General features: G+C 31.9%; 4 protein-coding genes. 3 read left to right on the top strand and 1 reads right to left on the bottom strand.

Annotated features, from left to right (window positions below):
* Positions 1–434: 434 nt before the first annotated feature.
* From J7K39_10495 to J7K39_10485, 3 genes are all read left to right on the top strand, one after another.
* Entirely contained in the window at positions 435–725 is a 291-nt protein-coding gene (locus J7K39_10495) for an ATP-binding domain-containing protein (protein MCD6180319.1), read from the top strand.
* A 302-nt stretch (positions 726–1,027) separates the two neighbouring features.
* Positions 1,028–2,422 (top strand): ATP-binding protein, encoded by a 1,395-nt coding sequence (locus J7K39_10490; GenBank protein MCD6180318.1) that lies wholly within the window; start codon positions 1,028–1,030, stop codon positions 2,420–2,422.
* Between the two features lie 31 nt (positions 2,423–2,453).
* Positions 2,454–3,005 carry an RloB domain-containing protein gene (locus J7K39_10485; protein MCD6180317.1) on the top strand — a complete coding sequence of 184 codons (552 nt, stop codon included), beginning with the start codon at positions 2,454–2,456 and terminating at the stop codon, positions 3,003–3,005.
* Between the two features lie 17 nt (positions 3,006–3,022).
* Here the strand turns inward: J7K39_10485 and J7K39_10480 are convergent.
* The coding region (locus tag J7K39_10480) for a hypothetical protein (GenBank protein MCD6180316.1) at positions 3,023–3,219 on the bottom strand (197 nt) is incomplete at its 5' end.

Raw genomic sequence — 3,219 nt, 5'->3', positions numbered from 1 at the left:
TTATTCCAAGAGAGCTTTGGGAAGAAATCAAAGAGCTTGCAGAACATGTCTATCTTTATCATCTCATAAGCGAAAGAAAAGATAAACCAGCGGTTCACACATTAGACGAGTTGTTGAAAGATGAAGGCTTGAAGCGTGAAGACCTGGGAAATTAGACTTACTGAGGACGCTAAGAAAGACTTCAAATCGTTAGATGGAAGACAGAAAAAACTAATCCTTAAACAGTTTATCAAATTAGAGACAAATCCTTTCTATGGCAAACCTCTCGGCTGTAAAAACCGTGATATGGCCGATAAGGTTATTCAAACTAAAAATGATTGGCAAAGAAAGCTTTATAACGCAAATACTAATGTATCTCTCATAGAAAAAGGCGTCTTTAATGGGATGATGGGGTATATGGTAAGAAAAAGGAGTTCAAAGGCTATAAGAATAAGATTTTCTCTCCTAAGAATGCAGAGGCATACTTAAATAAAGATGAAGTAGAACATGCTTTTTGCATTACAGTTCACAAGGCACAGGGAAGCGAAAGGGATAAAACCATTTTGGTTTTCCCAAAGTCTGGAAGGCTTTTATCAAAGGAGTTAATCTACACAGCTATTACCCGTGCAAAGAGTAGAGTATACTTACTTTTGGAAGGAATTGATAATTTCTTTTCTATAAAAAGAAGTGCCATCGCAGAAAGGAAAACAGCGCCATTTAACCTGTGGTCAGGCGACAACCTTTAAATTACAATGTTAAACTAAGTAATAAGGGTTGCGTCTTTACAGACTGTTGATAAACTCATTTTTATTACATTAATCCATAATAATGGCAAAAATTCAATCTGAAGAACATTTTGATAAGCCAAACCGCAATTTTAAACCAGTAAGTGGTATAACCACTGGGAATAACCATTCCTTGAGCAACCTTTTTGGCTCTTGGCTTACCCCTATGAAGCAATTTCACCATCTTTATTGACCGGTTTCTAGTTAAAAAAAGCCAGAAAAACTGTTAGATGGCTACTTGTCTTCTGCGCTTCCATAATAATATGAAAAAAATAAAAAATAAAAGCTTGACATATAAAAATTTTATATATAAACTTACCAGAAAGTTGCAAATTTTAGGAGCAAATTTTATGATAATCAAATTTTCAGTTAAAAACTTTAAGGTTATTAAAGATGAAATCACCTTGTCCTTTGAAGCTACTAAATCGGATGAACTTGAGGAATATTATATTGCTACTCCTACCCCAAAACTGCGTTTATTGAAGTTAGCAATTATTTATGGCCCAAACGCTTCAGGAAAGACTACAATACTGGAAGCTCTTAATTTTTTACGGAACTTAGTTGTTAAACCTTTACCAGACAAAACTGTCCAGTTTGACAATTTAAAACCTTTTTTAGGAAATGAAGAATCTAAAAAAAGTAATACATCTTTTAAATTAGAGATTGTAAGTAAAGGAACAAAATATTTGTATGAGGTAGAACTAAATCAAAAGGCAATAATAAAAGAAAATTTATACCGGTATAAACCTAAAAAGGCTTTGGTTTATGCTCGGACTACTGATATAGATAAGGAACTTACTCAAATCAAGTTTGGTCCAACAATACGACTGGATAAAAATAGTAAAACAATTCTGATTTATAATACATTATGGAACAACACTGTTCTTGGGGCCTATCTAAAAACAAATTTAGCACTTAAAGAACTTCAGGATGTCATTAACTGGTTTAAAAACAAATTAAAGCCAATAATTACACCAAGAACTGAGTTATTTCCTTTTATTTCCGATAAGCTGGAAGAAGAACGAATAGATAAAACCAGGATTATTAAATTGTTAAAGAAAGCAGATTTTTGGATCAATAATATTGTAATAAATAAAGAAACAGAAAAAGTTACTGATAAAACTTTAGAAAAATTAAAAATAATCCTGCCTGAAAAGGATGTCAAACAGATAGAAAAGCAAGGAAAAATAACGATAAAAGGGCTCTTATTTGAACATTTTGTTAATAACCAGGAATTTATTCTTCCTTTAAAAGAAGAATCTGCTGGAACCAAACGGTATTACGAATTTTGTGGAATCCTGGATATGATGTTAAATAATGAAATTATAGTGCCCATTGATGAATTAGAATCCTCTTTGCATCCTGATTTAATAAAACACTTTTTATTAACATTTTTAAAAAATAATAAAAATTCTCAATTAATAGCTACCACTCATTACAGAGAACTGTTAATGGAAAAAGATATTTTAAGGAAGGATGCTATTTGGTTCACAGAGAGAAAAAAGGATGGTTCCACTGATCTATACTCTCTTGCAGACTTTGATACTTCAAAAATAAGGAAGACAAGTTCTATTTATAACGCATACAAAATTGGCAAATTGGGAGCTGTTCCTAATTTGAAAGATTTTTATCTTGACATTGAAAATGAGAAAAACTAGGCCCAGAAAGCAACTTAGGACTGTCTATTGTGTGATTATAGAAGGAGAAACAGAATGTTGGTATTTGCAACTAATGCAACAACATGAAAACTTACCCAAAGTAGATATAAAACCTGAGTTACCCAAAAAGAGAAAGCTTAATGAAATTAAATCTTTGTTAAAAAAGCTTCTTGAAGATGGTTACGATGAAATATTTTGGTTGGTAGATTTAGATGCCATTATAACACATAATCAATGTAGTGATTTACAGAAAATAATTAACAATTTCAAGAAGGAAAAGGAAATAGAAATTTTGATAAATAATCCCTGTTTAGAATTCTGGTATCTGCTTCATTTTTGTAATACAGGAAGAAGTTACTCTTCTTGTGATAAAGTAGTGAAGGAAATAAGAAAATATGAGCCTTTATCCAATTATCAAAAGTCGGAAAGATATTATAAAAGCAATCATGATATTTATGAAAGATTGAAAAGGTATCAAAAGAACGCAATGGAAAATGCTAAAAGACTTGATAAGCAAAACCAAGATTTAGAAGCACCAAAGGCTCAGATTTATAAGTTATTAGAGACTTACGGTTTAGAGTAGGAAAAGTTTAGACAATGTTACTCTGCTTCAGTTTGTTCTTTTCCAACTATCCTGGCTGCATAAGCAATAACATTTGACATCCATCTTTTTTCTATATTCATTTTCCCATTTTGGCCATTTTTCATCCTCAATTTTCCCTCAAAGCTCTTAGCGTTGCCAATACGCTGAATCAATGTAAAATGCAAAGACACAGCCCCTATCCGACCCCATACTG

This window comes from Bacteroidales bacterium (assembly GCA_021157585.1).
Lineage (GTDB): Bacteria > Bacteroidota > Bacteroidia > Bacteroidales > UBA12170 > UBA12170.
This window is presented reverse-complemented; position numbering and strand designations above follow the sequence as displayed.